The organism is Paenibacillus sp. FSL P2-0136 (assembly GCF_037975325.1).
In the GTDB taxonomy this organism is placed as follows: domain Bacteria; phylum Bacillota; class Bacilli; order Paenibacillales; family Paenibacillaceae; genus Paenibacillus_AQ; species Paenibacillus_AQ silagei.
This window is the reverse complement of record NZ_CP150244.1, coordinates 6,043,052-6,066,289: the sequence shown is the minus strand read 5'-3', so window position 1 is coordinate 6,066,289 and position 23,238 is coordinate 6,043,052. Positions and strand designations below refer to the sequence as shown.

At 49.7% G+C, this 23,238-nt stretch carries 24 protein-coding genes; 14 read left to right on the top strand and 10 right to left on the bottom strand.

Going from position 1 to position 23,238, the window contains the following annotated elements:
• Window positions 1-87: 87 nt before the first annotated feature.
• The 3 genes from NYE26_RS25740 to NYE26_RS25730 are packed head-to-tail and all read left to right on the top strand — an operon-like array spanning window position 88 to window position 2,387.
• Window positions 88-849, top strand: coding sequence for an ATP-binding cassette domain-containing protein (locus tag NYE26_RS25740; protein WP_339257617.1), 762 nt, complete (start codon window positions 88-90; stop codon window positions 847-849).
• Window positions 842-1,504, top strand: coding sequence for a methionine ABC transporter permease (locus tag NYE26_RS25735; RefSeq protein ID WP_036731110.1), 663 nt, complete (start codon window positions 842-844; stop codon window positions 1,502-1,504). Before NYE26_RS25740 ends, NYE26_RS25735 begins: the two co-directional genes overlap by 8 nt.
• Before the next feature lie 34 nt (window positions 1,505-1,538).
• A complete protein-coding gene (locus tag NYE26_RS25730) occupies window positions 1,539-2,387 on the top strand; it encodes a MetQ/NlpA family ABC transporter substrate-binding protein (RefSeq protein WP_339251121.1) in 849 nt (282 codons plus the stop codon).
• A 135-nt stretch (window positions 2,388-2,522) separates the two neighbouring features.
• Here NYE26_RS25730 and NYE26_RS25725 read toward each other — a convergent pair whose 3' ends face one another.
• From NYE26_RS25725 to NYE26_RS25700, 6 genes are all read right to left on the bottom strand, one after another.
• On the bottom strand, window positions 2,523-3,449 hold the full coding sequence (locus NYE26_RS25725) for a metallophosphoesterase (RefSeq protein ID WP_339251119.1): 927 nt from the start codon (window positions 3,447-3,449) through the stop codon (window positions 2,523-2,525).
• A 41-nt stretch (window positions 3,450-3,490) separates the two neighbouring features.
• Window positions 3,491-3,814 (bottom strand): multidrug efflux SMR transporter, encoded by a 324-nt coding sequence (locus tag NYE26_RS25720; RefSeq protein WP_339251117.1) that lies wholly within the window; start codon window positions 3,812-3,814, stop codon window positions 3,491-3,493.
• Between the two features lie 14 nt (window positions 3,815-3,828).
• Window positions 3,829-4,635 carry an HAD family hydrolase gene (locus NYE26_RS25715; protein ID WP_036731116.1) on the bottom strand — a complete coding sequence of 269 codons (807 nt, stop codon included), beginning with the start codon at window positions 4,633-4,635 and terminating at the stop codon, window positions 3,829-3,831.
• Window positions 4,636-4,747: 112 nt separating this feature from the next.
• A complete protein-coding gene (locus NYE26_RS25710) occupies window positions 4,748-6,079 on the bottom strand; it encodes an ABC transporter substrate-binding protein (protein ID WP_339251115.1) in 1,332 nt (443 codons plus the stop codon).
• A 118-nt stretch (window positions 6,080-6,197) separates the two neighbouring features.
• Window positions 6,198-7,040, bottom strand: a complete 843-nt coding sequence (locus tag NYE26_RS25705; protein WP_051478477.1) for a carbohydrate ABC transporter permease — start codon at window positions 7,038-7,040, stop codon at window positions 6,198-6,200.
• Window positions 7,041-7,076: 36 nt separating this feature from the next.
• Entirely contained in the window at window positions 7,077-7,958 is an 882-nt protein-coding gene (locus NYE26_RS25700) for a sugar ABC transporter permease (RefSeq protein WP_036731118.1), read from the bottom strand.
• Window positions 7,959-8,181: 223 nt separating this feature from the next.
• Between NYE26_RS25700 and NYE26_RS25695 the strand changes: the two genes are divergently transcribed.
• The 7 genes from NYE26_RS25695 (at window position 8,182) to NYE26_RS25665 (ending at window position 15,390) form a co-directional block, all read left to right on the top strand.
• Window positions 8,182-8,760, top strand: coding sequence for a transcriptional regulator (locus NYE26_RS25695; RefSeq protein WP_339251113.1), 579 nt, complete (start codon window positions 8,182-8,184; stop codon window positions 8,758-8,760).
• Between the two features lie 3 nt (window positions 8,761-8,763).
• Window positions 8,764-9,438, top strand: coding sequence for a response regulator transcription factor (locus tag NYE26_RS25690; RefSeq protein ID WP_036731187.1), 675 nt, complete (start codon window positions 8,764-8,766; stop codon window positions 9,436-9,438).
• Between the two features lie 38 nt (window positions 9,439-9,476).
• Complete coding sequence (locus NYE26_RS25685) at window positions 9,477-10,613, top strand: HAMP domain-containing sensor histidine kinase (protein ID WP_339251111.1); 1,137 nt, start codon at window positions 9,477-9,479, stop codon at window positions 10,611-10,613.
• 89 nt (window positions 10,614-10,702) lie between these two features.
• Window positions 10,703-11,377 (top strand): ABC transporter ATP-binding protein, encoded by a 675-nt coding sequence (locus NYE26_RS25680; RefSeq protein ID WP_339251110.1) that lies wholly within the window; start codon window positions 10,703-10,705, stop codon window positions 11,375-11,377.
• Window positions 11,374-13,803 carry an FtsX-like permease family protein gene (locus NYE26_RS25675; RefSeq protein WP_339251108.1) on the top strand — a complete coding sequence of 810 codons (2,430 nt, stop codon included), beginning with the start codon at window positions 11,374-11,376 and terminating at the stop codon, window positions 13,801-13,803. The genes NYE26_RS25680 and NYE26_RS25675 overlap by 4 nt, the downstream gene beginning before the upstream one ends.
• A 48-nt stretch (window positions 13,804-13,851) precedes the next feature.
• Window positions 13,852-14,307 carry a hypothetical protein gene (locus NYE26_RS25670; RefSeq protein WP_339251106.1) on the top strand — a complete coding sequence of 152 codons (456 nt, stop codon included), beginning with the start codon at window positions 13,852-13,854 and terminating at the stop codon, window positions 14,305-14,307.
• A gap of 129 nt (window positions 14,308-14,436) precedes the next feature.
• The gene (locus NYE26_RS25665; RefSeq protein WP_339251104.1) at window positions 14,437-15,390 is read left to right on the top strand and encodes an EamA family transporter; all 954 of its coding nucleotides are present in this window, start codon (window positions 14,437-14,439) and stop codon (window positions 15,388-15,390) included.
• 117 nt (window positions 15,391-15,507) lie between these two features.
• Here NYE26_RS25665 and NYE26_RS25660 read toward each other — a convergent pair whose 3' ends face one another.
• The 4 genes from NYE26_RS25660 to NYE26_RS25645 all read right to left on the bottom strand — a co-directional run bounded on the left by NYE26_RS25660 (window position 15,508) and on the right by NYE26_RS25645 (window position 20,521).
• Window positions 15,508-18,012: an FtsX-like permease family protein gene (locus NYE26_RS25660; protein ID WP_339251102.1), complete on the bottom strand. Its 2,505-nt coding sequence runs from the start codon at window positions 18,010-18,012 to the stop codon at window positions 15,508-15,510.
• Window positions 18,009-18,707, bottom strand: coding sequence for an ABC transporter ATP-binding protein (locus tag NYE26_RS25655; RefSeq protein ID WP_339251100.1), 699 nt, complete (start codon window positions 18,705-18,707; stop codon window positions 18,009-18,011). Before NYE26_RS25655 ends, NYE26_RS25660 begins: the two co-directional genes overlap by 4 nt.
• 96 nt (window positions 18,708-18,803) lie before the next feature.
• Window positions 18,804-19,838: a HAMP domain-containing sensor histidine kinase gene (locus tag NYE26_RS25650; protein ID WP_339251098.1), complete on the bottom strand. Its 1,035-nt coding sequence runs from the start codon at window positions 19,836-19,838 to the stop codon at window positions 18,804-18,806.
• The gene (locus NYE26_RS25645) at window positions 19,835-20,521 is read right to left on the bottom strand and encodes a response regulator transcription factor (RefSeq protein ID WP_339251096.1); all 687 of its coding nucleotides are present in this window, start codon (window positions 20,519-20,521) and stop codon (window positions 19,835-19,837) included. Before NYE26_RS25645 ends, NYE26_RS25650 begins: the two co-directional genes overlap by 4 nt.
• Before the next feature lie 418 nt (window positions 20,522-20,939).
• Here NYE26_RS25645 and NYE26_RS25640 point away from each other — a divergent pair, with 418 nt between their 5' ends.
• From NYE26_RS25640 to NYE26_RS25625, 4 genes are read left to right on the top strand one after another with little or no spacing between them, the layout of a single operon-like run.
• Complete coding sequence (locus NYE26_RS25640; RefSeq protein ID WP_036731138.1) at window positions 20,940-21,242, top strand: hypothetical protein; 303 nt, start codon at window positions 20,940-20,942, stop codon at window positions 21,240-21,242.
• A gap of 47 nt (window positions 21,243-21,289) precedes the next feature.
• Complete coding sequence (locus NYE26_RS25635) at window positions 21,290-21,967, top strand: PspA/IM30 family protein (protein WP_036731140.1); 678 nt, start codon at window positions 21,290-21,292, stop codon at window positions 21,965-21,967.
• 4 nt (window positions 21,968-21,971) lie between these two features.
• Entirely contained in the window at window positions 21,972-22,451 is a 480-nt protein-coding gene (locus NYE26_RS25630) for a PspC domain-containing protein (protein WP_036731142.1), read from the top strand.
• Between the two features lie 3 nt (window positions 22,452-22,454).
• The gene (locus tag NYE26_RS25625; protein ID WP_339251092.1) at window positions 22,455-23,162 is read left to right on the top strand and encodes a PspA/IM30 family protein; all 708 of its coding nucleotides are present in this window, start codon (window positions 22,455-22,457) and stop codon (window positions 23,160-23,162) included.
• The last annotated feature ends 76 nt before the right edge of the window (window positions 23,163-23,238 follow it).

The following is a 23,238-nucleotide window of genomic DNA, read 5'->3' as shown; positions in this document are numbered from 1 at the left end:
TAATGAAACAGATTTTAAATAATTATAGTACAATAAGTCCTGAGGTTCAGGGAGCATGTCCAGGCAGTCTGTAGGGGAGGGCTTCATATTCTTTCGCTGATTCAGGTTAGCAAGAGCTTCACTCTGAAGGACGGCCCTTATACGGCTGTCGATCAGGTATCACTTGAAGTACAGGCGGGTGCCATTCACGGTATTATTGGCGCCAGCGGGGCGGGGAAGTCCACGCTCCTGCGGCTGATGAATCTGCTGGAGCGGCCCGATGCAGGAACGGTTACGGTTGACGGGCAACAGCTTACGGAGCTGCCGGACAAGGAACTGCGCCGGCAGCGGCAGAGAATCGGTATGATCTTTCAGCATTTTAACCTGATCGGTAATGCTACCGTCAGCCGGAATGTGGCGATCTCTCTAGAGCTTGCCGGAGTGCCGCGTGCAGGGCGGATGAAGCGGGTGGAGGAATGTCTGCAATTCGTAGGCCTTGCAGACAAAGCCGGGCAATATCCGGCCCAGCTCAGCGGCGGACAGCGCCAGCGGGTAGCGATTGCCCGCGCACTGGCCAATAGTCCGAAGCTGCTGCTGTGCGATGAGCCGACATCTGCGCTGGATCCGGGCACCACGGCGGACATTCTGGAGGTGCTGCGTCATATCAATGCTTCCCTGGGCGTAACCATCGTGATCGTTACCCATGAGCTGGACGTTGTGCGTAGCATCTGTTCTGAGGTATCCGTCATGGAGGGCGGACGGATCGTAGATTCCTTCTCCCGCGGCGAGGGCGGCTTCCTCCCGCCGGGAACGCATTCAGGCTCCTTCCGGGAGAGAATCACCGGCAGAACGGGGGCATCCGATGTTTGAGAGTATGCTGAAATACCAGGATCAGATGTGGCAGTCTATCGGCGAGACTTTTGTCATGGTCGGCATTGCCATAGGCGCTGCGCTGCTGGTGGGTCTTCCGCTGGGGACACTGCTGTATTTTTGCCGCAAAGGCCAGTTGTATGAGAATAGAGGGCTGTCTCTGGTGCTGAACAGCATCGTCAATGTCATCCGTTCGTTTCCGTTCCTGCTGCTGGTGGTGGCGCTGATTCCGTTCACGCGGCTGGTCGTAGGTACGTCGATTGGCACACTGGCGGCCACGGTGCCGCTGTCCATCGTTGCCATTGCTTATTACTCACGGCTGGTAGAGCAATCACTGCTGGAGGTTCCGCGGGGAACGATTGAAGCGGCATTGTCGATGGGAGCATCCAAGCTGGGAATCATCTTCAAATTTCTGTATGTAGAGGCCCGTTCAGGGCTGGTGCTGGGACTCACGGCGTCTACGATCAGCTTCATTTCTTTTTCAACCGTAATGGGGGTTGTCGGGGGCGGCGGCGTGGGTGATTTCGCCATCCGTTACGGCTATCAGCGCTTCGAGACTGAGGTGATGATCTATGCCATTCTCGTGATGATTGTGCTGGTGCAGCTCATCCAGTTCACGGGAAGCACGATAGCCAGACTGCTGGACAAACGCTAGAATACTATACAATAATGGGGGCTTGAGAGATATCATGAAGAGAACAGGAAGAAGAATAACCACCACGTTTGCACTGGTACTGCTTATATTGACGCTTGCACTTGCAGGCTGCGGCAACAGCAAAGAAGCGGAAGAGACACCGGCGGCAACCAGCACCGGACCTGTGAAGATCAAGGTAGCCTCGCTGATTCCGCCAATGACGGATATCCTCGATATTGTGAAGCCGATTCTGAAGGAAGAAGGCGTGGACATGGAGGTTGTCGTGCTGTCCGATAATGTGCAGCCGAACGAAGCACTGGCGAATAAAGAGGTGGATGCGAACTTCTTCCAGCATGTCCCGTACATGGAACAGTTCAATGCCAGCAAAGGGGCAAAGCTGGTGCCGGTTCAGCCTGTATATGATGCCATCTACGGCGGGTACTCCAAACGCTTCAAGAATATTGCTGATCTGCCCGAGGGAGCAACGCTTGTGATGGCGAATGATCCTTCCAATATTGGACGCTCCCTGCAAATGTTCGCAGATGCCGGATTGATTACGCTGAAGGATGGGGTAGGAATTCAGGCTACCCAAGCTGACATTACTGCCAATCCGAAGAACTATAAGTTCGAGGAGGTCGATCTGCTTATGCTGGCCCGGATGCTGGATGATGCGGATCTGGTAGCGATGACGCCGGCCTATGCCAGCCCGCTGGGCCTGACTCCGAAGAAGGATGCGCTGATCACCGAGCGTGAAGATTCCGCCTTCACCATCACCCTCGTTGCCCGTGAGGACAACAAGGATTCCGAAGCCATCCAGAAGCTGGCGAAGGCGATCAGCGGCCCGGAAGTGAAGAAGTTCCTGGAGGATAATTACGCGGACATCGCGCTTCCTGCTTTTAAATAGAAGATACACGGATTGACTGCTATATTAAAGTAAACGAAAAAGCTGTCCCAAACGCCATGAACTGGCTGATTGGGACAGCTTTTTATTGTAATTAGGAGTAGCGTGGACACTTGGGTGGACGCTCCGCGAACGGAATTACCTTAGAGCGTTAACGGGATACGCCACCTCATATTGCGCCGCTTCAATCCAGGTTCCGGTAGTGAAATCCCGTCCCCGCACAAGCACTTTATCAGCATAGACTTCTATATAATAGCCCTGGCTGCCGCTCTTGTGTTCATCTGCATCCGTCCAGAGGTAGGCCACCGAAGCAGCATTGAACATTGTAGCCGTCTGCCCGTTGCCGGGAAACATCGTATTGCTGACCTCCAGCTCCCAGTGGGTATGTCCGGTGAACAGCAAGGTCTGCGGGTGCCGCGACAGAATAGTACGCAGCTCCTGATCCTGTGTTACCCCGTACCATTCCTGAGATTCCAGTGAACCGGCTACCGTATCCTTCAGCGGCTGGTGCAGGAAGAGGAAGACGGGCTGATCCGGCAGGTAAGTCTGTTCCTGGTCAGGCGGCAGTTGCCCGTTAGACTTCGGTTTGTCTGGTGCGTGTTCACCAAGCTTGCGGTCCAGCCACTGCAGCTGTTCAGCGGATAGATTGCAGAACGTAGGCAGCCCTTCCTCCGTGCCGAGGAAGATGAAATGATACCCTGAGATCCAGTGGTCATGATAGGGGCCCGGCATCCCCATCCGGGAAGTATACATCCCAAGGCGGGATTCCCAATGCCCGAGGCCGACATCATGGTTGCCCAAGGTGTAACGAAGCTGCGGCAGTGAGGCTTGATGCTGTTCAAGAATACGCTGGACCTCCTCATACTCCTCCGGGAAGCCATTGTCTGTTATATCTCCAATGTGCATGATGCCGCTGCTGCCTTGAGCATGTCCCGCTATATCCTCAAGCGCCCGTCCGAAGTTCTGATTGTACTCATGCTCGGGATCGGCCGTGACATGGGTGTCGGTAATAATCTGGAACGTCAACAGCGGTTCAGTAACGCCGGGTGTGGCAAATGTATTCATAGGCAAGCGAAGCCTCCTTGAAATATTTTTTATTCGTTAGGCTAATGCCCCTTGGTACTAATGTTCAAACCAATAATTCCGGCTACAATCACAGTCACCCATAGGAGGGAGGAGCCCGTCAGCCTCTCTTCGAACAACAATGCCCCCGCCAGAGAAATCAGGAGGATACCCGCCCCGGACCATACGGCATAAGCGACTCCAACCTTGATGGAGGTGAGGGCGACACTCAGTGAGGTGAAGCTAATTCCGTAGAATACGAACATCAGCACAGAGGGCCAGGGCCGGGTGAGGCCATGCGACAGCTTCATGGAGACCGTTCCAGACAGCTCGAAGACAATAGCTAAGGCAAGAAATACCCAGGCCATGGCCCCTTCGGCCTTCATCGTACCATCCTTCGTACGCCAAGCTCCGCATAAGAGGACACGATACAATCTGCATCCGGCAAAAGAGTCCCGGCAGCCCGCGTGTCTGCCGCCAGCCCGGCGGTAATTCCGCCGGCAATCCCAATGGCTGCCGCAGCGCCCGCTGCCTTCGCCATCCGCATATCTCCGTTCGTATCGCCGATCACGGCGGCTTCAGCCGGAGATACCCCCAGCCGCCCGCAGGCAAGCAGCGCCATGTCGGGGAAGGGCTTGCCCCGCTCCACCTGATCGGTGCCGATCACGGCGGTGAAATACTGGCGGATGCCCAGCCAGCGCAGATGACTCTCGGCTGCCGCAGTTTCGTCGGCAGTCACTACGGCCATAGGCGTGCCCTGGGCTGCGCACGCGTCCAGAAAGGGCACCAGCCCGGGAAGAGGACGGACCGGACGGCTCTGCTCCAGCATCGCATCCGCTGCATTCCGGCAGGAGTCCACCAGTTCGACCGCTTCGGCCCAGGATAGGCCGAGAGAATAACCCTGCCAGGACGCAATGGCGTACAGATCGCTCATCGTGCCCATGGCGAGCGGACCGTTGCGGTCGTAATCGGTGATCTTCCCTGCGGCATCATGAACCGTTCCCAGCAGGGAGGCCCGGTGCTGCTCAGGGAAGCTTAGTCCGCGCTGCTCAAGCTTCCAGGTGAACTGGTCCAGGAAGCACTCGCCCCAGCTTCCCCAGAGGGATACGAACTGTAGTAAGGTTCCATCCTTGTCGAAGAGGATGGCCGATATGGGATAGTTTCCTTGCGGAGTGTTAAGCTCAATCACGCAGCGTCCCCCTTCATAATTTGAATAGTCAAGATGCTCTCACATTCAGATAGAAACCGCCGCCTTCATCAGACGGCAGTATATTTGTTCCTGCATGCGTAGTTCAGCCGTTCTATTTCAGGTTATCCAGTGCCGCCTGAGCCGTCTGCTGCGCTTCCTTCAGCGCCTCGGCTGCCGGGATATTCTCAATCTGCACCTTATCCGCTGCGATGGTCAGGGCATCATTAATTTTGCCGCCTGTCGGGTCCTGGAACGGAGGGGAAGCGTGAGCCGCCTGCTGCAATGGAATCTTGATCTGCGGATTGCTCTCACTGAAGGCGACGAATGCCGGATCTTTGAGTGCAGACTCACGGACAGAGATGTAGCCGGTGTTGATGGACCAGAAGGCCGTATTCTCGGAGCTTGTGAAGTAGGTCAGCCATTTCATCGCTGCCTGCTTCTCGGCGTCTCCGGCTTTGGCAGGAATACCGGCCATACTCGCCCCGGCGACAGGTTTGCCTTCGCCGGCTCCGGCCCAGCCCGGTTGCTCCATAGCGGAGACGACGCTGAAATCGAGGTCGCCCTGGTCGCCGCTGGAGCCGGTGTATCCGGCCGCCTGGCCTTTCATCACATCGTCAATTGTCTTGTACCAGTACTCCCAGCCTTGCCCGCCCGAATGAATGCGCATCGTCTTGTCCTCATGAATTGCTTTGCGGAAGAACTCCCAGGCGTCGATCCACTCCGGGGAATCAATCGTGACCTTGGTGCCGTCCTCACTAAGAATACTGCCTCCTTTGCTGAGAGCGGCATCAACCATATTGCCGGAGCCCCACATCGGTTCCCAGCCGTAGAAGGTGGTTTTGCCACCTTCGGAGACGGTCATTTTTTTCGCGGCCGCAGCGAGGTCTTCCCAGGTCTTAATCTGGCTGGCGTCTATGCCGCTTTTCGCAAAAGCATCCTTACGGTAGTACATCACCTGGGTCGATCCATACATCGGGAGGAAATACTGCTTGCCGTCAACCTGGCCCTGGTTCAGAAAGGTCTGGACGAAATCCTCTTTATTGAAGTCCGGTTGCCCGGCAATCAGCTCATCCATCGCGGCGTAATAACCCTTGCGCGCCCAATCGATATTGGAGGAGAGGACCGCCGCCGGGACCTGCCCGGCAGCAATCGCTGCCTGAAGCTTCTGTTCAGTCTCTGTATAATCCCCCTGCACGATTCCCTTGACGATGACCTCCTGCTGGGAGGCGTTGAATTTCTGAATGAGCGATTCCATATTTTCACCCAGCTTGCCGCCGAGCCCATACCAGAATTCAATCGTGACCGGTGCGCCTCCAGCCGGAGCGGCATTGGCAGCAGGGACTGCGGCGGCTGCTCCGTCCGCTGTGACTGCATTGTTGGGAGCGGCATTTCCGCCGCAAGCGGTGAGCACGGAGAGTCCGGCGATCAGGGATACTACAGACAACCTTTTGAAAATAGAAGAATTTCTCGCTGGAACGGTACGGTCCTTTAAAAGGACGGCGAAGCTGTTTCCACTTGATACGTTCATCATCATTCTCCTCTTGGGTATTGAAGTTTAGGGTTTAGCCTTTACTTGAGCCTGCGGTCATGTTGACACTTTGCATTATCGTTTTCTGCGCCAGCAGGAAGACTAGCAGCAGCGGGGCAATCGTGAAGGCGCTGGCGGCCATGATGAGCGGCCATTTCAGTCCGTAAGCACCTCCTTCCACGAAAAAGCTGCGCAGACCGGCCGAGACCAGCTGCAGGCTGGGGTCCTTCGTAATGAGCATCGGCCAGAAGTAATTGTTGTACTGGTCAATGAAGGTAATCAGCGCCAGTACGGCGAATGAGGATCTTGTGACCGGCACAAGGATCGTCCAGAGAATCCGCATATGCGAGGCACCGTCCACTTCACCGGCCTCCACCAGCTCATGCGAGACTTGAAGGAAGGCCTGCCTAATCAGGAAGATCGAGAAGATACTCACACAGTTGGAGAGAATCAGGCCCGCATAGGAGTTCAGCAAGTGTAACTCGGAGAGGACCAGGTAGCCGGGCAGGTAGACTGCCGTTGCAGGAACCATATAACCGAACAGAATCACTCCGGCAAAAACGCCCTTCAGGCGGAATTTCATATGCGTCAGCGCATAAGCCATCATCCCGGAATTGATTGTCTGCAGGAGGACAATGGAGACAGCGACGAAGATACTGTTACCCATATATCTGGCGAACGGCGCTTCGTTCCAGGCTGCGGCGAAGTTACCCCACAGCGGCACTTCAGGCCATAGTGTGGGCGGGGAGCGCCAGATCTCATCATTGGTTTTGAGGGCACTCGTAACCATCCAATAGAACGGGAAGGCCATCAGAAGAGCAAGCGCGGCGAAAAAAATCTGGCGGACCAGCCCGCTGATACGTGTGAATATAGGCAAGCGGTGAGACCTCCTTAGGGGTTGATGGTATAGCTTCTATTGATAATGAGTGGTCCGCTTGCTGATCCCGAACGAGAGGACAGACAGCAGCATGCAGATCAAGACCAGGACGACAGCAACGGAAGAGGCCTCTCCGATCTGGAACGATTCGAAGGCGGACTGATAATACAGATAGAGCAGAGTGCGGGTGGAGCCGGACGGGCCGCCCTGGGTCAGGACATTAATCTGGTCATAGGCCTGAAGTGCCGAGACTAACTGCACCACGAATAAGAAAAGAGTAGTCGGCGAGATCAGCGGCCATGTAATCCGCAGGAACTTCTGCACCGGGCTTGCCCCGTCCAGCTCCCCGGCTTCCAGCAGGTCGGAAGGCACATTGCGCAGCGCCACCAGATAGAAGATCATTGCCCAGCCGACCGACTTCCAAATCGTGACCAGCAGGACGCCGATTAATGCCCATTTGGGGTCCTGCAGCCATCCGATGGAATCCAGGCCGAAGAAGTTCAGCACCGCATTGGCAAGCCCGGCTTCAGGCTGATAAATCCAGGACCAGACGATAGACACAGCGACGGTCGGCGTCACCCAAGGTGAGAACAGCAGGATCTGATAGAGGGCCGAGCCCTTCAGCTTTCTGTTCATGAGGAGGGCCAGACCCAGTCCCAGCAGGATCACCGGCAGCACACTGCCGAGGCAGAAGAGAACGGTCACCCTCAGCGCTTTGTAAAAAGCGGGGTTGCTGAGCAGATCGGTATAATTCTGCCAGCCGACAAAGGTTTTCTCCGGGCTCATGAAATCCCATTCCGTGAAGCTGAGATACAGCACATACAGCAGCGGCGCGAGCCAGAATACGGCGAAAGGGATCATGGCCGGCAGAGTGAACAGCACGGGCTTCAAGCCGCTGAATAATTTTGAACGTGTCATTTTCGTCCATATTCTCCATTTCATCCACATTGGTTGATGCGGTATAATGCAGAGGACAGCTCCTCTGTTCAAAAAAAATTGTACACTCATGAGGCAGGCTTGTGGTCAAGCGGGGGTAAAGCCCGGTCGGATTTTGTGTAAAATTTGTAGGGAAATTGCGGTAAAACTGCGGTATTGTGTAAGGTAGAGAGAACGATTCTATGTGAAAATGAGGTGCCACCTGATGAAGCAGGCCGCATTCGGCGAGGAACATCCGCACCGTTCGCCCCGGGAGCAGCTGCTCGGCCCGGTGATCGATGCCATAGCCCAGACCATGGATTTATATGGAGCGAATTATTCCTTCGGCCAGCTGTACGGAGTGATGTTCTTCGAGGACAAGCCGATGACGCTGGAGGAAATGAAGCAGGTCATGAATATGAGTAAAAGCAATATGAGCTACGGAGTCCGCTCCCTGATCGCCTCCCGGATGGTCACGAAGCTTCCGGAGAAGCGTGAGCGGAAGGAGCTGTACGCAGCGGAGACGGACTTCTTCGAGGCCTTCCGGAACTTCTTCACCCTGAAGCTTCAGCGGGAGATCGATGTCATGCAGGAAGCGATGGAAGCCGGGGTCCCGGGCCTCCAGGCACTGGCCCATGCACCAGACACACCCGAAGAGGAGCGGCAGGCCTGCCTCAGAGATTTGGAGAAGCTGGAGCACGCGGCCGAGTACTATGCCTGGCTGCAGCGGTTCGTGTCGGGGCTTGCGGAAGGAGCGATATTCGGCGGGGAACGGGGAAGTACCGGCGAGGAAGGCGGAGTATGAGCTATGAATAATCAAATTCTTATTGTTGATGATGAGGCGGATATAGTTAATCTGCTGAAAGATTATTTTGAGATAAATGGTTATAAGGTCTTAACTGCGCGGAGCGGCGGGGAGGCATTACGCAAAGTAGTGTATAATCCAGACATTATTATACTGGATATTAATATGCCGGAGATTGATGGTCTTGAGGTGTGCACTCGTATACGGGATTTCGTATCCTGCCCTATTATATTCCTGACTGCGCAAGTGGAAGAGTCAGATAAAATTAATGGCTTTCGAGTGGGTGGGGATGATTATATTGTGAAGCCGTTCAGCATTGATGAGCTTGGAGCTAGGGTAGAGGCACATCTGCGCCGTGAACGAAGACAATCTGTTAAGACACAAACCAGATTTTCAGATGATTTAGTGATCGACTACTCCGCCAGAGGGGTGTATTACAAAGGACGCGCACTTTCTTTTGCCAAGAAAGAATTTGGTATTATTGAGTTGTTGTCCATGAACAGCGGTCAAGTCTTTGATAAAGAACATATCTATGAAAAAGTCTGGGGCCTGGATCATGAAGGGGATAGCATCGTTGTTGCAGAGCATATCAGAAGAATTCGGTCTAAATTTAATGAGGTTAGTGATCACATATACATTTCAACAGTATGGGGTGTGGGCTATAAATGGGTAGGGTAATAAAAGGTTGGCGTAACTTATCCATTAGGGTGACATTTATGATCTATATGCTTGTATTTGTCCTTATTGCCGGACTCCTTAGTGTGATTACTATTACTGGGGCAGGCCAGATACGTAATAATATGTTTCTGAAGTATAACGACTCTTACACCTCAGCGGACATTGAGAATCCAGCCATTGTCTACAACATGAAGGACTTCAATACAGATTATTCTTATACAGATGAACAGATTATTAAGTTATGCAGTTTTCTGGACTCCTGGTCCATTTTGATATTTTTTGGGCTGGCTACCTTGTCGGCCTCCTGGTTGTTTTACCATAATAAGCTCAAACAACCGATTGGGATTTTGCGCGAAGCTTCTAATAAAATATCCAATAATGACTTGGATTTTCATATTCCGCACTATAGTGAAGATGAAATGGGGCAGCTGTGCAGGTCTTTTGAGAGCATGAGAGCTGCTTTGGAGGATAACAACCGTCAGATGTGGCGTTCTATAGAGGACAGAAAACAGTTGAATGCAGCTTTTTCACATGATCTCCGGACACCGCTGACAGTATTAAGAGGTTACGCGGATTTTTTAAATAGATATCTGCCAGAAGATAAAATAAGCAAGGAGAAGCTACTGGATACCATAACAACCATGAGTATACATATATTACGGCTGGAGAATTATGTGCAAATTATGGGCGAGGCCCAAAAACTCGAAGATATCTCGGTAGCATGGACCCAAGTAGAGGTTTCCGTTTTTTTGAAACAACTAAGCAGTTTGGCTGAATTTCTGGCACGGGAACATTCATTGGAATTATCATTTGAAAATCAAATCGCTGAACAATCGTTGAACATTGATACAGGAATGGTTACCAGGATATACGAAAATATGATTGCCAATTCGCTTCGTTATGCAAGTCAGACGATTTCTGTACGATTTGAATTTGTTAAAGGATTCTTTTCGATTACAGTTAATGATGATGGCAAAGGGTTCTCAAGTCAGGATCTGAAGCTTGCTACCACGCCATTTTATACAAGCAAGGCGGAAGATGAGGAGAGCCATTATGGCATGGGGTTGAATATTTGCAAGGTACTGGCTGAGAAGCAAGGGGGCAGTATTCAGCTAACGAACAATAAGTCAGGTGGCGCCTGTGTGAAAGTTTCGATTTTGCTGCACCAAAGTTGATAAATAATAGATAACTATTGGATATCCTTTCCTAGAGAACCACTTAGGGGAGGATATTTTTGTATCCACGTATAAAGGGAGGCGCCGATATGATTCTGGAAGGAAAGAAATTATGTAAATATTATGGCAGTGGAGAAGGTCAAGTGAAGGCAATCCACAATGTTGATTTCTCAGTGGCGAAAGGTGAGTTTATCTCTATTGTTGGACAGTCTGGTGCAGGCAAAAGTACATTAATGCACATCATTGGGGGGTTGGATGCTCCTACAAGCGGTGAGGTCATCATAAATGGGACTTCCATTTATACATTGCCAATGAGTCAACTAGCAGTGTTTCGCCGCCGCCAGATTGGATTTGTGTTTCAGGCTTTTAATTTGGTACCCTCACTTAATGTGTGGGAGAACATCATTTTACCCATTGGGCTGGATGGGAAGAAAGCAGATGTTACCTATATTGAAGATATTTTAAATACTTTGGGGATCTATGAAAAGCGGGCCAGTCTGCCCACAGTATTGTCTGGCGGCCAGCAGCAAAGGGTGGCAATTGCCCGTGCATTGGCAGCTAGACCGGCTATTGTGCTCGCAGATGAACCCACAGGAAATCTCGATAGCCGTTCTAGCAATAACGTTTTGGATTTGCTGCGTTTATCCGTAGAGAAATATAATCAGACTTTGATTGTTGTAACGCATAATGACGAAGTGGCTAAGCTTGCAGGTCGGACTGTTCGAGTGGTGGACGGTTCCATAGCAGTAGAGGTAGAAGGATGAAAAATACGATTACTGTCCACAATGTATCCCTGAAAAATCTACGTCATCACAAAAGCCGGACCTTATTGACTGTAGGTACAGTTGCTTTAGCCGTAGCCTTAATTTTTGTGGTGCTGACTTATTTTTACTCTGACGACCAGAGGAGCAAGCGAGAAGCGATTAATGAGTTAGGTGCCTATCATGTGCAGTATGAGCATTTGTTGCCGGAGCAGCAACAAGCTATTGAGAATAATCCGAAGATAAAAAAGCACTATGTTTCCTATATCAGTAAAAATGTTAAGTCGGACACGTTTGAAAAATTAAATATTAATATGGCTATAAGTTATATAGAGGGAATTAATGAAGGACTGATTCAATTAATGCAAGGGAGGGCTCCGGTCACTGACGACGAAATTGTATTGGATAAATGGGTAATTGAGGAACTTGGCTTTTCTCCTAATATAGGAGTAGTAATTCCATTGAATTTGCAAGTTATGAATGCAGGGGAAACAGAACATATAACAAAAAAATTTAAGCTAGTTGGCATTATTGATGATATCGCCGTACGTAAAACGGTTAGAGCTGGTCTAATGTTTATTTCTCAAAACCTTTCCAGGCAATATAGTCCTAACCCGGATGTTGTTCTATTTGCTCTTTTGAATTCAGACTTTAATGCTTCATCTACGGCTCACAAAATTGGTGAGGGCTCTCAGCTAAAAGATGATCAAATACAAATAAATGAACGTTACAATGGCGCATATGAGCAGAATCCGTTAACTATTCTGAAAGTAACCCTTGTTGTGTTTGTAATTATAATTAGTGCAGCCATGGTTATTTATAACATATTCAATATATATATATCAGAGCAGATCCGTTTATTTGGGATGATGAAAGCAATAGGAATGACTCCTAATCAACTGCGAAAGATGATTCTTACGGAAGGACTTATGATTCCGCTGGTTGGGAGTTCTATGGGGCTTTTGCTGGGTGTAGGGGGAAGTGCAGCATTTATTCCCTTCTTAGGAAATATGGCTAGTGGTAGCTCCGAATTATATGTTCAACTGTCTCCTAACATTGCTTGTATTGCTTTAATTACAGGCCAGATTCTCGTTGTATTTTCTGTTTATATTCCTGCTAAAAAAGTAGGAAAAATTACGGAGATTGCAGCTATTCGTTATAATCCCGCTGAAGACTTGGGAAAGAGAAGTCATAAGACCAAAAAAAAATTCAAAAACTCAATTAGCGGTTTTGCTCTGGTATTGGCACAAATGATCCGATACCGTAAACGTACTTGGGTTACCATAACATCGATTACCCTGACAGGACTTATTTTTGTGGTCACTTGGAGTATTCTTAGTAGTATTAATATTAATAATATGGCTGGAAGTATGGTGCCTGGTGATTATAAATTAAGTACTGCTGCTTACCGTGGAACTGATGTAAACCTAGATCTGTTAAATAACAAAGTTATAAACCAAGTAGATGCTATTACTGGTGTCAAGACAGTATTAACAGAAATGTATGATGTCTTGATCTATAACAAACAAGATGCAAACCTTCATCTCAAGGACATGGCGAGTATGAAAAACCCGGAAATTCGTACGGATATTTATGCTTACGATGATGGCTTAATGAAAAATACACTCAAGATGCTCGGGAAAGATGATTCTATGCTTACAGAACTGAGAAATGGTGATAATCTCATTGCGGTCGCGGAAGATGGAAGGTACAAAGTGGGTGATAAAATACGATTGGCAAAGTATGGAGAAGGAAAGAAAGAACGTGTATTCACTATTGTCGGTGTATTGCCCAATTATGTTACGTATAAAGGTAGTACTTCAGAGGGGGGAGCTCTTATTGCGCATCAGAACCTGTTTAAACGATTGGACTCAGATCAACGTATTAAGCAGATTAGTGTTTTAGCCGATCAAGGCCAACAAGGGAAGGTAGAGCAAACCCTCAAAGGGATTGCAAATGCCGATCGGAGAATAACATTCACTTCTTTTCAAGAAATATATCAAGAGTTCAATGGAATGAAGAAAGTGCTTCAATTGGCGGCTAATGGTCTTATTTCAGCATTAATGATTATTAGCATATTTAATTTAATAAATTCCAATTTAACGAGCATGAATTCTAGAAAGCGGGAAATTAGCTTAATTGAAGCTATTGGACTGTCGCGGAGTCAGCTGATTTTACAATTAGGCAGTGAAGGCTTAATGGTGATCCTAATCAGTCTGGTGTTCACTTTTTCACTGGGCATTCCAGCAGGATATTTTGGCGTTGAAATTTTCAAGCAATCCGCCACCTATGTCCAATATCAACTGCCAATGACAGCCATGCTAACCCTATTATTCGCCTATTTTATAGTTCAAGTAGGGACTACCTTTTATATGCAGTGGCGCTTAAGCAAGGAGAGCTTGATGGAACGAATCCGGTTTAGTGAATGAGCGAGGGACAGCAAATAGTTTAATATAATCTTGAAGGGGGAAATAATAGTGTTTCAACCTAAAGTGAATTCTACAAAACCCATTTACAGTATATTAGTTTTGGTAATTGTTATTGCATTATCGTTAACAGCATGCGGAAGTAAAAAGGGGGATGGGATTTCTCCTGAGTATCATGGCGTAAAATACACAGGTCAAGGAGATGTGGAAACAAAAGTTAATGTGGTTATTTATAATGAAGATGATATTTTGTTTCTTCAGACCGTTAAGATTATTGATGATAACCCCACAGTCTGGAAAGCACTTCAGGCCATTTCAGACAATGCTGAACAGGGGATGCTAATCGAAAAGGATCAGAAAGGACAAATAATTAAGGTAGGTGATATAAAAAATGATAAAGAGAAGCACTGGAAACTTTTTATTAATAATACTATTGAAGAGGGAGATATTGAGAAAGTAGGGCTTGACGAGAACCAGCCGCTAACATTGAGATACTCTAACGATTAGTCAATGTACGGGGAGGGATCATGCTATAATATTGCCCAGGGGATGTTCTTATAAATGATAGAACGGGAGACCCCTCATAAACCTGTTTTTAGGGAAAAGGGATGACGCGGCTTGAAGCATAAGGGGAAAATGAATCAGTTATATGTGGTGGGAATAGCACTCTTATTTGTTTATTTATTTTGGGGAGGCACCTATGTCGGCATGAAGATTGCCATCGAGACGATGCCGCCCTTTCTGATGGCAGGGGTCCGCTTTTTCACGGCAGGTGTGGTCCTGTACCTCATTGCCAGAGTAAGCGGAGCGAAGCGTCCGGCCGGGCGTGAATGGCGATCCTCCGCGATTGTAGGTGCCTTGCTGCTGCTTGGGGGCAACGGGGTAGTAGCCTGGTCAGAGCAAAGAGTCTCTTCCTCCATCGCTTCGCTCATCGTAGCGGCGGTGCCTGTCTGGATGATGCTGATGGGTTGGCTTGGACGCGGCGGCAAACGGCCGAATACCGGAGTCATCGCAGGAATTGTTCTTGGACTGCTCGGCATCGCCGTGCTGGTCTTCCAGCCGGGGAAGGGAGAGGGCGGTACCGCTACCGATATGATTGGCATTATTACCTTGCTGGCAGCTTCCATAAGCTGGGCGGCAGGGTCTATGTACTCCCGAAGCGCAACCATGCCGGGTTCACCTTTGATGTCAACGGCTGCTCAGATGCTAACAGGAGGCGCGCTGCTGGTGATTTTCTCCTATTTTACCGGCGACTGGTCTCGGTTTGAACTCTCCGGCATTTCTATGCGCTCTTACCTGGCTCTGGCCTACCTGATCACTTTCGGCTCCATTGTCGGCTACACAGCCTATATCTGGCTGCTTAAGAATGCTGACGCTACCCTCGTCTCCACGTATGCCTTCGTGAATCCGGTAGTCGCTGTGCTGCTTGGCTGGCTGCTGGTAGGCGAACAGCTTACCTTGAACACCCTGATCGCTGCCGTGATCATTATCGGGGCTGTGGTTTTGGTGACTCTTTTCCGAAGTAAGCCACAGCCGGCGGCTACTCAAGCAGCGCTTGATATACAACCGCCGCAGCAGTCGGTACACTGAGAGCGAATAACCACATTCTGCTGACTGTTCAGGTACGCTATTATTAAGCTGTATTTCATATCTTATAACAGCAACAGCCGGTACTCTATTAGAGCATCCGGCTGTTTCAGCATGCCTTTATTCCATTTCACGGAGCCTTTCGACGATCGGGCTGCGGGCGAGCGGCTTATAGGCGCTTAAGGTGATGAGATAAGAGAGGACTGCCAGGATAGGGATGATCAGAATAAACGGCAGCCACATCATCCGGAATTCCATGTAGGCCATCCCTGCGGTAATGCCCCTTGCCGTCCAGTAAGTCAGCAGCACACCTATAGTAGAGGTAAGCAGCACAGTGAGAAGCACGGTGTACATGCCTTCGTAGACGAGCATACGCTTGAGCTGCTGTTTGGTCATTCCAATGCTCTCTAGAACGGCAAATTCATGCCTGCGTGCGATCACTCCGGTCAGGACAGAATTAATGTAATTAAGCAGGCCAATAAGTGCAATTACGAGACTCAGTCCATACCCTATAATCTGAAAAATATGGATATTATCACTTAACTCCTCCCTGTAATCTTCTCTTGATTTCAGCTGCAGAGCATCCAGCGGGCGGATAGCCTCCCTGATCAATTGCCCCGTTTCGTCAAGCTTGCCTGGGGCTGCATTCAGGGTAAGCGAGAGGATGTCTGCTGGAGTCCCGCTCTCCAAAGTGGCTTGCCGGAGTTCGGCTGCAGGCAAAAAGGCATTGTAGCCGTTACCGAAATACGTTTGACTGGTTGCTGCATAGAAAGCATTATATTTCAGCACGGCCATCACTTCGTATCTCCTCTTTAATCCGGAATAGCTGATTGTATCCCCGGGATGATAGTAGCTTGTATAAGAACCTGGCCCTGTAAGAGTCTCCGCCACCAGTATGTAATCTCCGGAATCGAATTGTTCCTTGTTAAAGTGACCTTCAAGTATATCCTGATCTGCGAGATCGTACCAACCGGAATCAAGCCCGTAGAGTTGGGTATGCACTTTGGCGGGAAGGGCAGAAGGAGTGGCTGAAGACTCGGCTGAAGCACGGACAGAATCATCCGGAGGATAAGAGAAGAGGGTATAATATACTTTATCGATACTTTCCACACCGTCCAGATGCTTCAGCTTCGCACACAGTTCCTCGGACAACTCGGTTTCATTGACTGAGCGTTCCCCCTCCTGCTGGACAATTCCCTTGTTGTGAATCATATAATCTCCATGAATATATGCACTGAGATATTTATTGACATCCATAGAGGAGATCACCGTAAATATCGTGTTAAATAGCAGAATGCTTAAGAAGAGCGAGGATAGCATCAGGCTCAGCTTCTTCTTGCTCCGGAACAGGTTGGAGAACGACATCCGGTATAGTCTGGCTCCATGCCTGGATGGCTTGAGGGTTCTTTTTCCGCTATTCTGAACGCCTGAGAATTTAACGGCTTCCACCGGGGCGATGTCCGCTGCCAGCCGGCCCGGCTTATGCGCTGCGATCCACACGGTCAGGAAGGAGAAGAGGGCTGCCCCTGCAAATATCCATGGACTGGATGAAAGAGAATTTCCTTTTAACTCCCCGGATAGCGAAGTGGTCAGAGGTGTAACCCATCTGCCGGTCATATAGCCGGAGCTAAGGCCGAACGGCAGGGCAATGAGGTACAGCAGCCTGGCTTGAATAGCGATGATTCTCCTCAGTTGTCTCGGGGTGGTGCCAATCATTTTCAGCAGGCCGTAGAACTTCACATCCCGGACCACCGAAATATAAAAAATATTGTAAATAAGCAGGTAGCCGCTAAGCATAATGATAAAGATAACTGCGGCATATGGAAGGATATTCTCAACATTTTCCGCCAAAGATACGCTGGAGTAGGCCCAATTGATCCCGATAGGAGCCGTAATACTCGTATCAGCTAGAATCCTGTTCATTTTTTTCTCAATATGAAATGAATTGTTGAACATGACACTCAGTTCTGAGGTGTTTACGTAGGATCCGCTTTCCTTCGATTGTACGGGATCAATGTCTGAGAGGTTTTTATCGGTAAAGGCCTTGGAGACAAAAGCCAGACCCGCCATCGCCAATTGCTTGTCCGCTTCATAATAGCCCGACAAGGTGAATTTGCGGTTAATGATCCGTTCTCCGGTATCGATCTGCAGTGTGATTTCCTTCCCGAGCTCCGGCTGCACCCCTAGCTTGCCCAGAACCCAGGTATTCAGGGCAACCTCATTCTCTCCGGCAGGCAATCCCCCTTCAACAAATTCTATGAAGCCGTGATCAGCGTAATTCTGGTCAACCTGCAGCACCTCAACCCGGTCCTGGTCGAACACTTTATTATGTAATATGCCGGAATTAAGGGAGAGAGAGGATTGTTTAATGGAAGGGTGCTTCAGCAGCGTCTCCACTTGTTCCGGGCTAAGATATTTAAACCCTCCGTGAAAGTCACTTCCGACTGTCTTCATCTGTGCGTATTGCATGGATTGGTTAAGGCTTAGAGCCATGGTGAAAATGGAGGTGATGAGCAGTGTAGTCAGTATAATGGCGCAGATGGCAGCCAGATTCCGCAGCCGGTTGGCTCTCAGGCTAGTCATCGCCAGATTTAATATGGTCTTCCGGTTGTTCGTCGCGATCATAACCGGCTCTCCCCGTGGGCCTGCGCCGATCCCAGGGCAAGCCTGCCGTCCTCAATGCGGATGATCCGGTCCGCCATCTGTGCAATGCTCTCGTTATGTGTGATCATTACAATGGTCTGGTCGAATTTGACACTGAGCTGTTTCAGCAGGATAAGTACCTCCTGGCTGGTCCTGCTGTCCAGATTGCCGGTGGGCTCATCGGCCAGAATAATGGAAGGTTTGGTGGCAAGCGCTCTTGCGATAGCTACACGCTGCTGCTGGCCTCCGGAGAGCGCAGAAGGCAGGTTACCAACTTTCTCCTGAAGCCCCAGACTTGTGATGATCAGGTTCAGATATTCCTGGTCAATCTGGCCGCCGTCAAGCTCAATGGGCAGGACGATATTTGCCAGCACACTCAGGATCGGCACCAGGTTATAACTCTGGAAGACAAATCCTACAGAACGGCGTCTGAAGATGGTCAGTTTCTCATCACTCATCTGAAAAATATCATGCCCGTTGACATAAACCTTGCCCTCTGTAGCCCGGTCCAGACCGCCAAGCATGTGAAGCAGCGTGCTTTTTCCGCTACCGCTCGTCCCGACGATTGCCACGAACTCCCCTTTTTCTACATTTATAGACACGTCATCCAGGGCTTTGACCGTATGCTCTCCTTTTCCATAATATTTCTTGAGATTCTCTATTCGTAGAATAGACATGTTATATTCCTCCTGTGCGTATGTTTGTATCCACCTCTACAAGGTATCAGACAAATCTAACAGGAGAGTGTCTGAAATCTGACGGAATGGACATATTCAGAATAGCGGCAGGAAGATCGAGAACACAGTGCCTTGTCCGGGAACAGAAGCAGCTTTCATATGTCCGCCTTGAGCGGTGATGATCTCCCGGGCCAGGAATAGCCCAATTCCCACACCTTCTGAATCGCACACATTCTTTCCCCGGTAGAACCTCCTGAAAATTTGGGGCAGCTCTTCCTGGGAGATTCCACGGCCGGTATCTGCGATATCCAGGCGTATAAACATCTCATTTGCTTCCGCAGTGATATGGATACTGCCCCCTGGTTCTGAATATTTCACAGCATTCTCCAGCAGATTGAATAACACTTCGGTTGTCCATTTGGGGTCGTAGCACGCTGTGATGTGAGGTTCACAGTTTATACTGATAGTGATGCGGCTGTTCTCTGCCTGGATTAGGATCTGGGAGACTGCTTCAGAAACCGCACGGATCACAGGACAAGGCTCCAGGCGCAAAGAGATCATGCCCGTCTCCAGCCTGGACAGTTTGATCAGGGATTGGATCAGCCAGTCGAGTTTTTCCGACTGTTTTTTAACTTGTACAGCAAGCTGAAGCGCATGTTCATCATTCACCAGACTTTCCTCAAGCAACTGGCTGTAGATCATAATATTGGATAAGGGCGTTTTGGTCTGGTGGGAGATGTCGGAGATCAGTTCTTTAATTTTGTTCTTTTCCGTTTCCAGATTCTGTCCGTTCACTCTTGCAATCTCTATGTACCGCATTAATTTATGTTCTATGGAGGAGAGCAGGGTTTCTTCATAATTATAGGTGGGCTCACGCCCGTGAGTAGCATTGTCTACCAATGTCTCTACCTTTCCCATGAAAGAAGTAACCATATTCCGGAGCGACCGGAACCAGGCACCTCCTAGGATCAGCATGCAGATTATGAATAGAAGAGAGAGTCCAAGCAGCGATGAACCAGTGATCTCCAGTAATATAATACAAGTCGCATATACCAGCACCAGAATGATAAAAGCTGCAGCAAATGCCAGATTCACCAATTGGTTAAGCGGCAGCCGTTCTTGTCTCTTCATAGAACAGGACCTTCTGTCCATGTATACCCTAAACCATATACAGTCTTGATATATTGAGGCGAAGAGGGATCCTCTTCGATCTTGGCCCGCAATCTTTTGATGGCTACCGTTAGTGCATTCTCATCCACGAATACCGCCTCCTGGCTCCACGTTTTGTCGATCAGCTGCTCACGGGTCAGAATGTTTCCCCTATTCGTTACCAGTATGCGCAGCAGTTTCTGTTCGGATTTGCTCAGCAGCAGCGGCCGGCCGTTCTTGAAGTACTCCATTTTGCCAAAATCAAATTCAAGCAGGCCTACAACGATCCTCTCACTGGTAAGCGCATCACTTCTTCTCAGAACGGCCATTACCCTGGCCCGCAGAATCATCAGACTGAACGGTTTGGTAATATAATCATCAGCCCCCAGAGCAAATCCGGTTACAATATCCGGTTCCATGTCGTTGGCCGTCAGGAAGATAATCGGCACCTGCGAGGTTCCGCGGATTCTTTCGCAGTAATCCAGTCCGCTTCCGTCTGGAAGGTTCACATCCAGCAGAATGAGATCGATTGGGGTTGAGGAGATAATCTGATCAGCCATTGCCAGTGAATAGGCTTGTTCAATATGCAATTCATTATGGGCAAGTGACAGGGCTATCCCCTTGTTCAAGCTTTGATCGTCTTCAACGATGAGTAGTGTCTTCATGGGCATGACTCCTTTAGTAATCAGGCATTCTCCCAATATTATGGCCAACCCTGGAATATCCTGCAAGTGGGGCGGTGCAGTCTTGATTCGTCGGACAATAAAAAGGCATCTCCATGGTAGAAATCTACCTTGAACTTCTTGTCCCCAAAGCCTTGGACTACTTGTATCTCCCTCAGCAAACCCCAGTGCAGCGATCTTCATTACATATTTGTACATCCATGAGCTGTTGCTTACATCGCTGAAGCCTTTTTTTCTCTTCAGCATGCTAAACTTTCAGGATATATAGCCGCCCCCAGTCCTGCAACCATCCCCGACTAAGGTCCAGTACATAAAACCGTCCACAGTCTGTTTTGAAAGATGCGGGATTGCCCTAGAATAAGGGTATAAGAAAGAGAGCAGCGAAAGGCGGTGATAACAAATGCAAAGAAACAAAGGTAACGGACTTGCGATTGCGCTGATTGTAATCGGAGCGGTAATGCTGCTTGGCATTCTGCCTCACTTGATTTCAGGAATTTTCGGTATCCTGTTCCCGGCAGTGCTGGTGGTGCTCGGATACTACGGAATTAAGAGCGGCCGCAAGATTATCGGCTGGGTGGTGCTGTTCATCGGTGTCATGTCCCTGATCTCCAAGCTTTCCTGGATTATCGGTCCGCTGCTGGGTATTGCTCTGGTAGTGTGGGGCATCTCGGTACTCAGGGGCAAACAAAGCAGAACATACTAATACACACAGTCCATACTTATTAAGAAGCAGGGAGGGAGCAGGAAATCATGAGTGTTTTTCGCAGAATGAGGGACATCACCGTAGCCAACTTGAATGAACGACTGGAGCAGAGCCAAGATCCGGTGAAGCTGATTGATCAATTTCTACATTCAACCCGTGAAGAGATCGGGGAGGCCGAACGGCTGTACCAGCAGTACGCTTCTCATACGAAGCAATTGCAGCAGCAGGTGAATCAGGCCACCGCCATGAGGAACAAACGTGAAGAGCAGGCGCTCCTCGCACTCAAGGCAGGCGAAGATCATCTGGCCAAGCTGGCATTGCAGGAGAAAATTATCCACGAGGAAAAGCTGGAGCAATACAGCGGGCTGCTGGAGACGAGCCAGCAATCACTTTTCGAACTGGAATCCCAGCTGAACGAGCTCAAAATGGAGTATCAGACGGTATATAGCAAACGCCAGTTCTATGCAGCACGGATGGAGTCGCTGCGGCTGCAGCAGCGCATGAATCAAAGAGCCGGTGCTTATGGCGGCGGAGATGTTCCCAAAATGTTCGGCCGTCTGGAAGACAAGATGAACGACTGGGAGCTAGAAGCCAAAAGCCTGAGCGACTTGCGCCGGATGGGACAGGAATATGCGGTGCAGGCCGGAGAGACCGTGGCAACCGTACTCGAAAGAGAAATGGCCCGTCTAAAGGAGAAGCTGAACAATGATGGCAGAAAGGAGTAGTAGTATGACCCGATTGTATCGTTCAACAAGAGACAAAGTAATGACTGGGCTGGCAGGCGGATTGTCCGAGACTCTCGGCATTGACTCTACACTGTTCCGGATTCTGCTGGTGATCAGTATTCCATTTAGCGGTGGAGCTACAATTCTCGTATACTTTATCGCAGCAATGGTGATTGCCAAGGAGCCTAACCAGTACAATCCCTTCGGTCCCGGACCGGGTGGGCCGGGCGGCCCGTACGGCGGACCCTACTCCGGCGGACCTGAATATGGCCGCGGACCACAGGCTCCGCACCAAGGACCTCAGGGATATGGCCCCTATGGCGGACAGCCGGGCTACAATCCCGGTTATGAGAAGGCAGGCGCTCATGCGGCTCCTGATTCCGGCCTGGATGCCATGATGAAGGATATCGAGAAGAAGGCACTGCAAAAAGAAGTGGAAGAGCTCAAACAAAAACTTGCTAAATACGAGAAGGGAGAAGTGTAAATTATGGGAGTATTCAAACGGATTAAAGATATGACTAAGGCGTCGGTAAATGATATGTTGGATAAGGTAGAGGACCCGATTGTGATGCTGAATCAGTATCTGCGCGATATGGAGGCTGAGATTCATGAGGCTGAAGTAACGGTAGCGAAGCAGATGGCTAATGAACGCCGTATGAAACAGCGTGTGGACGAAGCTGCCAAGGTTGCCGGACAACGTGCTGCACAGGCTGAGCTTGCGCTGAAGAACGGGCAGGAGGAAGTTACCCGCAAGCTGCTGGAAGAGAAAATCTACTTCGACCAGAAGTTTACCGAGTATGGCGAGCTTCACGCACAGGCTGAAGTACAGGCCAAGGAACTGGTGCAGCAGCTTCATGATATGAAGGATGAGTTCTACAAAATGCGCAACAAACGCAATGAACTGGTATCCCGCGCTCAGATGGCTAAGGCCAAGAAGCAAATGTCCCAGATCAGCAACGTACATTCCATCGAAAGCGGAAGTGCCTCCCTTGGTTTCCACCGCATGGAAGAAAAGATCATGCAGCTCGAAGCGGAAGCAGATGTGATGCGCGCTCCGTATAGCCCTTCGGCAACCGCATATGCTAAGCCGGTAGATCCTGAGAAGGAACTGAAAGTGGAGGAGCAGCTTGCCGCACTCAAGAACAAGCTGAACTCAACTCCTGCAGCCCCTCCTTTGAATAAAAAAGAACAATAATCCCTGTTCCTAAAGAGCAGCCGGATATGATATGCTGATCAAGGTAAAGCCATACGGTATGGATTCTCCATACCGG